At 54.6% G+C, this 7,115-nt stretch carries 7 protein-coding genes; 5 read left to right on the top strand and 2 right to left on the bottom strand.

What is annotated here, in order from left to right; translation table 11 throughout:
- Positions 1–623, top strand: a 623-nt coding sequence (locus VGE80_RS14940; RefSeq protein WP_440593215.1) for a formylglycine-generating enzyme family protein, incomplete at its 5' end; no start/stop codon positions are given.
- Between the two features lie 181 nt (positions 624–804).
- Here the strand turns inward: VGE80_RS14940 and tdh are convergent.
- Together tdh and VGE80_RS14930 are read right to left on the bottom strand one after the other, a co-directional pair.
- Positions 805–1,839 (bottom strand): L-threonine 3-dehydrogenase, encoded by a 1,035-nt coding sequence (gene tdh, locus VGE80_RS14935; protein ID WP_440593216.1) that lies wholly within the window; start codon positions 1,837–1,839, stop codon positions 805–807.
- 208 nt (positions 1,840–2,047) lie between these two features.
- A complete protein-coding gene (locus tag VGE80_RS14930) occupies positions 2,048–2,818 on the bottom strand; it encodes an SGNH/GDSL hydrolase family protein (RefSeq protein WP_440593214.1) in 771 nt (256 codons plus the stop codon).
- An 856-nt stretch (positions 2,819–3,674) separates the two neighbouring features.
- Between VGE80_RS14930 and rpsB the strand changes: the two genes are divergently transcribed.
- The 4 genes from rpsB to frr all read left to right on the top strand — a co-directional run bounded on the left by rpsB (position 3,675) and on the right by frr (position 6,882).
- Entirely contained in the window at positions 3,675–4,424 is a 750-nt protein-coding gene (rpsB, locus tag VGE80_RS14925) for a 30S ribosomal protein S2 (RefSeq protein ID WP_373652745.1), read from the top strand.
- Between the two features lie 250 nt (positions 4,425–4,674).
- Positions 4,675–5,511 (top strand): translation elongation factor Ts, encoded by an 837-nt coding sequence (gene tsf, locus VGE80_RS14920; protein WP_397569512.1) that lies wholly within the window; start codon positions 4,675–4,677, stop codon positions 5,509–5,511.
- Positions 5,512–5,559: 48 nt separating this feature from the next.
- Positions 5,560–6,300: a UMP kinase gene (gene pyrH, locus VGE80_RS14915; RefSeq protein WP_373653808.1), complete on the top strand. Its 741-nt coding sequence runs from the start codon at positions 5,560–5,562 to the stop codon at positions 6,298–6,300.
- 24 nt (positions 6,301–6,324) lie between these two features.
- On the top strand, positions 6,325–6,882 hold the full coding sequence (gene frr / locus VGE80_RS14910; protein WP_440593213.1) for a ribosome recycling factor: 558 nt from the start codon (positions 6,325–6,327) through the stop codon (positions 6,880–6,882).
- Positions 6,883–7,115: the final 233 nt, after the last annotated feature.

Raw genomic sequence — 7,115 nt, 5'->3', positions numbered from 1 at the left:
ATGTCAGCAGGCCTTCGATCACAGTAGAACTCGACACGTACTACATGCAGGTGCTCGAAGTCACAATTCAAGACTTTGAGAGGTACCGTGTCGAAATGCGCGAGAAAAAGAAGACGGTTCCCCCGGCTCCGCTGAATGCCTCGAGTCCCCCCCAGTTGCCGGCGTTAGGACTTCCCTGGGGGATTGCAGTTAATTACGCCAAGTGGGCGGGCATGGAGCTTCCGACGGAAGCCGAGTTTGAGAAAGCGGCTCGTGGTACTCACGGGTTGAGAACACCCTGGGGGGACGGAAGACCGCTGTGGGCCGAACGCACCATCTCGGCGACGGGAATCTTCGCTGCCGACCGCAGCCCCTACGGAATTTATGACCTGGCGGGGAACGCCTCTGAGTGGTGCGCAGATTTGTACTCGGCGACGGCTCATGAAGAAGCCGTGAACTCAATTTCGAAAGACAGTCTGAAAAACTGGAGCGGCCCGAAGAAGGTTCGTGACATGAATCTTCGCGTCGTCAAGGGAAATGGCGAGAACTGGAGTATCTGGCATCGGACGGGAAAGGATATGGGGAAAGCCCATAGCGACGTCGGATTCCGCTGTGTACTCAGGATTCCACGCAGCCCCAAGTGATGGTGCCACCTTCGGCTCTGCAGGTTAGCTCGACACCGGGACGTTTCTGCGAGTCAGTTCATTCTCCGCGTCGGGCCTGAAGTCTGAACTGTCCCCGGTCCGGTCAGCGATTCGAGCTGGCTCGGGTCCGGGAGGTGCCGCGATCAAGCGACACTTCCCGGAGTTGATGCGGGTTCGTGGGTCAGGCCTCGTTCTTCCAGTTGAGGACGACTTTCCCCGACTGTCCTGACAGCATGACTTCAAAGCCCTTTTCAAATTCGGTGTAGTGATAGCGATGTGTGATGACGGGGCGGATATTCAGTCCGCTCTCCAGCATGACGGACATCTTGTACCACGTCTCGTACATCTCACGGCCGTAGATTCCTTTGATTGTCAGCATGTTGAAGACAACCAGGTTCCAGTCGATGGCGATCTGTTCCGACGGGATACCCAGCATGGCGATCTTGCCGCCATGGGCCATGTTCGCCAGTAGCTCACGAAATGCGGTCGGGTTGCCGGACATTTCCAGCCCGACATCGAATCCTTCCTTCATACCGAGCTGCTTCTGGACATCAGCAAGGTTCCCTTTCGAGACGTTCAGGGCAACGGTCGCCCCCATGGATTTCGCCAGCTCTAGCCGGTAGTCGTTGACATCGGTGATGACGACGTAGCGGGCTCCGGCGTGTCGGACGATGGCGGCCGCCATGATGCCGATCGGCCCGGCCCCAGTGATCAGAACATCTTCCCCCAGCACGGGGAATGACAGTGCCGTGTGAACGGCATTTCCAAAGGGGTCGTAGATTGAAGCCACGTCGCGGTCGATATCGTCTCGATGGTGCCAGACGTTGGTCATGGGCAGCGAAAGGTATTCTGCGAAAGCACCGGGGCGATTGACGCCGACCCCCTTCGTGTCTTTGCAGAGATGGCGGCGGCCTGCGAGACAGTTTCGACACCGGCCGCAGACAACGTGTCCTTCGCCGCTGACGACTTCCCCAGGGTGGAAATCGGTGACATTGGAACCAACTTCGACAATTTCGCCCACGAACTCGTGACCCACAACCATGGGGACGGGAATTGTCTTTTGCGCCCACGCATCCCACTTGTAGATATGCAGGTCCGTTCCACAAATTCCGGTTCGGTCCACGCGGATCAGAACATCATTGATGCCAATTTCAGGGACTGGAACGTCCTGCAGGGTGAGTCCCGGAGCGGACTGGGCTTTCACCAGGGCCTTCATCGTCTTCATGCTGTGACCTTAACGGTTTGAGAGGGGATCTGTTGTCGACGTTGCAACGGATGAGAAGAGGTTCCGAGATGTGCTCATGCAAGACGGCAGTAACAGCTCTGTGAAGATCTGTCGGATTCATCATGCCAATTCGACTTCAGTAGAGTCATGAACCAGCTAAAGTTTGTTTCACAGAGAGTCACAACACGGAGAATCACTACTAGGGACGCTTCTCTTCGGGTTGCTGTTTCGATCGCTGCTGAATGGCCGCGAAAATTGCGTCAGCGATGGCGCGCATCCCTTTGTCACCCGGATGCCCGGCAACACCGGCGTGTTCGATGACACGTTCCGACCTGGCAAAGTTCGACTCATCTTCTGCAAGACGATGAATATCGACATAAGTCGCGTCGACACTCGCGCAGGCCTGCTTCATGATCTGGTCCTTGGTGGCATTCGGCCAGAAGGAACTCCTCACGAAAATCGCTTGAGGCTGCCGGGCTTTGAGTGATGCAAGAAGCCGATCAAATGCAGCCGCGAACTGCTTTTCGGCCTCGGGTGTGGCCAGTTCGGAAACATTTTCCCCGATCGCGACGATGACCACCTGCGGTGCGAAGTCGAGTTCTGCTTTCAGTTTCCCCTCAATGTCGTAGTCATTGTAGCCACGTTCGAAGTCAGCAATGTTCCGAACTTTGGTTTTCGGCATTGATGCCGCTTCTGCGATTTGGGCCGACAAAAGATGGACATAATCCAGTTCTTGAGCGCTCGCCGCCATCCCCCAGTTACCCGTCCAGCCGATTGCCGGGGCAGGCGAATGGAGTGTGATACTGTTTCCAAGAAACAGCACCTTTGAGACATCAAGACTGCCCATCGTCGTTTTCTCGACGACGACGGTTCCCTCCTCCTGCTCTGTGCGGACCGGGGAGGGTGACGCCCCGCTGATGCCGAGGTAGAGAAATGTCAGGAGCAGAGCGACGAGTTGCAGTGATTTCATTGAGTCGACTTCCGTGCAAAAGAATTTCGATTGATGTAACCGCGGGGATGATTCTCGGATGTGGACCGGAAATCACAAGTTGGGAATCACGAATGAATGTACGCCAGTCGACGCAACGCAGCCCCATCTCAGTGAACCCGCGGTTGTTTTGATGAATCATTCGGTCCGTATCTATTCACCGATTGGACGGGGGAAGGGACTTAACGGACTTCGGATCGAAAGAAAATCCGCTGGAAATTCCCGACGCCGGATCGCGGGCGCCATTGCTCCGGGACGACTTCGACGCACCGCGCGAGAAGCGTCGTGAGCATTGAAAACGGGGGCGATTGGGTGGACAACTCCTCAGCACACGGGCGGCTTTGTGCGGGCAGATACTTTGAAAAAGAGGCCTTCGCTGCGATGATTTTTCCTGATGTGTGCGGAGTTGACAGAGTGCCTCCTCTTGCGATAATGCGGGCCGTTATATGGTATGCCCTTACAAGGATGGTTATTCGCCGGATTTGTCATTAAAACCTGGGGCATGCGTACGACGCCTCTGTGCAATCTTCGGGTTCACAGAGGCGAATTTGTTTGTGTGCGACCGAAAATAGGGGGATGAACCCTGTTTCGGCAGCCGATGAGGTATCCAAGATTCGTTGTTTGGGCCGGTTGCAGGAGGGGCTCAAGACGGCGGATTTGACGCTGTTGTTCCAATCGCCGGAAAACGTGATTCACTGGAAAACGTGATCATTTGACGCGATTGGGAAGCGCCGTTACGATGCGTATCTTGGGGAATGCTGCACTTTTTGCAGAATAACTTGGTTAAAACTACAGAATTGGATTCTGGGCCCGCTCAATTGCGTGGAGGAGTCATTACGTGTCTGAAATTGTGGTGAAAGATTTTCTCGAAGCGGGCATCCATTACGGCCATCGTACCAGTCGATGGAATCCCAAGATGCGACCCTACATTTACGGTCGCCGAAATCTCATCCACATCATCGATATCAAAGAAACCATTCGTGGATTGCTCCGCGCCAAGAAGTACCTGCAGAAGGTCGCTTCTCAGGGAAGCCTGGTTCTGTTCTGCGGTACGAAGAAGCAAGCTGCCGAGACAATCCGTGATTGTGCCAACTCGGTCAACATGCCTTATGTTGATTACCGATGGCTGGGTGGGATTTTCACCAACTTCCGTACCATGCGAACCCGCATGAAGCGACTGGAAGAGCTGGATCAGATCTTCTCGTCCGGTGATATCAACACCTACTCCAAGAAGATGCAGTCCAAGCTGTTGCGCGAACACCGCAAGATGCTTCGCAACATCAATGGTCTTCGATTGATGAACCGGTTGCCGGAAGCAATCATCGTTGTTGATCCCAAGAAGGAACACAACGTCGTTCACGAAGCGCATCTGGTCGGCATCAAGGTCATCGCTCTGCTGGATACCGATTGCAATCCCGATGACGTCGATCTTCCGATTCCCGGCAACGACGACAGCATTCGTTCGATCCAACTCGTTCTGAAGCACTTGACCGCCGCTGTTGCAGAAGGTCGGAACATGGTGCCGAAAGAAGAAGTCGAACAACCACTGGAAGAGCAGTACAAAGCCCGGCCTTCGATTCAGTCTTAGTTCGAATGGCTGTATGAGTGGTTTGCGGCGCAAACGTGTTGCAGTATAAATAATTTGCAAGGCGAACGGCTGGCGGCCAGTCCGTTGTAGGACGGTGTCGGATTTGAGCGAGTCCGCGAAGCGGATTTGGTATGCTCATTTCGGATACCGTCCGGCAGCAATTCTGTTTTGTGATATTTCGCGAAACGGGAATGGTACCGTCGGCTGAGCTTCGTCAGCACAGAACTTTTACAATTGAGGAGTCAAAGTCATGGCCGAGATCACTGCCCAGGCAGTCAAAGAACTGCGTGATCTGACCAATCTGCCGATGATGGAAGTCAAAAGGGCTCTCACGGAGGCAAATGGTGACCAGCAGCGCGCGATTGAATTGCTGAAAGAAGCAAACAAGAAAGTTTCGATCAAGCGAGCTGAAAATCCCACGAGCGAAGGTGTCATCCGGACCGGTGTGTCCGCAGATGGTACTCGCGCCGCGATGGTCGAAGTGCAGTGTGAGTCTGCACCGGTTGCCAAGGCAGATGACTTCGTCTTCCTGGCAGATCAGTTGCTGAAGCGACTGCTCGAAGGCCCGGGTGCAGCAACTCCAGAAGAACTGCTGGCCCAGACTGCTCCAGACCGGCCTGGCATGACACTGGCTGCACTCCTCGAAGAAGTCGTTGGCAAGATTCGCGAGAAGATGGTTGTTTCTCGCGTTCTGCTGGTCGAAGGTCCAGCCGGGGCCTACACCCATCACGACGGCAAGACCGGCGTGCTGGTCCGTGCCGGTGGCGAGAATAAGACGGCAGCCGTGCTTCGCGATGTCGCGATGCACGTGGCGGCTCTGAAGCCAGTGGTCACCCACCCTGAAGAGTTGCCAGCCGCTGAAGTGGCCGCTGAGAAGGAACGACTGACTGCTGAAGCGGCTGCTTCAGGCAAGCCAGCCAATATTCTCGAGAAGATCGTCGAAGGACGAATGAAGACCTACTATGCCGAGCAAGGCGTTTTGGGTTATCAGCTGTTCGCCAAAGATGACTCGAAGACTGTGAATCAGGCCTTGGCCGAGCATGGTCTGAAGCCAGTGACCTTCGCTCGCTGGATTCTGGGTAATTGAACCCATTTGCGTTAAAAATCTGTTGATGTGATCGGAGATCTGAATTCGATGCCCGCAGGGACGACACCGAAGTATAAGCGAGTTCTTCTTAAACTGAGCGGCGAAAGCTTCGCTCGTCCCGGCGAATCTGGCATCAGTCTTTCTGAAGTTCAGATTATCTGTGAGCAGATCAAACGAGTGGTCGACAGCGGTGTGCAGCTTGCCATCGTCTGCGGTGGAGGGAATATACTTCGTGGGAAGGAATTCTCTTCCACGAACTCGATCGTCGTTCCCTCGACGGCTCATTACATGGGCATGCTGGCGACGGCGATCAACGCTCTTGCCCTACAGGACGTCATGGAGCACTACGGGATTCCAACGCGTGTTCAAAGCGCGATCACGATTCCGCCCGTTGCTGAACCATTCATTCGTCGCCGCTGTATCCGCCATCTGGAAAAAGGTCGGGTTGTAATTCTAGCGGCCGGTACGGGTAGCCCCTTCGTCACGACGGACACCGCCGCTGCGCTGCGTGCGAGAGAAATCGATGCCGATGTCGTGGTCAAGGCGACTCGCGTTGATGGAGTGTATTCAGATGATCCTCTGAAGAATCCACACGCCGTGCGCTACTCCGAGATTTCCTATCAGGATGTTCTGCGACAGAATCTGCAGGTGATGGATGCTCAGGCAATCCATCATTGCATGGAGCACAACATTCCGATTGTGGTGCTCAATTACCAGAAACCAGGTAACATCGAGCGAGTAATCGCTGGAGAACGATTAGGGACTCGCGTTGGCGCTCCGGCTCTCTAATCACTATCAAAGGAGCTTGTGACGATGGACCAGGACGAGATACTCCTCGACGCTGAAGAGAGAATGGAAAAGGCAGCCTCGGTGGCACATGACCACTTTCAAGGCTTGCGTACCGGTCGGGCGACTCCCGGATTGGTCGATTCGATTCGTGTGGACTACTACGGTTCACCGACACCGCTGAAACAGATTGCGACGATCAGCGTTCCGGAAGCACAGCAAATCATGATTCGTCCTTTCGATCAGGGCGTAATCAACGATATCGCGAAGGCGATTCAGTCCAGTGACGTGGGGCTTGCACCAAACTCGGACGGCAAAGTCATTCGTTTGAATATTCCCCCGCTGTCGACGGAACGTCGTAAGCAGATGGTGGCGCGGCTGAAGGATCTTGCTGAAGACGCCCGAGTGGCGATCCGAAATATCCGCCGTGATGCCAACAAGCACTCGGATACCGCTCTTAAGAATAAATTGATGAATGAAGACATTCATGAGCAATTGAAAGAGCAGATCCAGGAGTTGACCAAGACGTACGAAGGCAAAGTTAACACGATGGCGGACGCCAAAGAGAAAGAATTGATGAGCTAGCGTCGCGTTCGGTCTCGTCGAGAAATCGATTCGTACGAATTGCTGAGAATCAAACGAAGAGGAGCGTGGATCCAGGATCTACGCTCCTCTTCGCTGTGCGCCTGGCATGTTGTGTTTCTCGGAGATGCAAGTTCTCTACGGGCCGTGATGACCGGAACCGTGAGCTGTAGGACAGGGTGCCCGCCGCGAGGCGGGATCTGAAGGGAGCCGAAAGCGAAACTTGGACTCGACGA

Source organism: Schlesneria sp. (assembly GCF_036405755.1).
GTDB classification, from domain to species: Bacteria; Planctomycetota; Planctomycetia; order Planctomycetales; family Planctomycetaceae; genus Schlesneria; species Schlesneria sphaerica.
The sequence above is the reverse complement of the archived record's forward strand: the minus strand, read 5'-3'. Positions and strand labels throughout refer to the sequence as shown.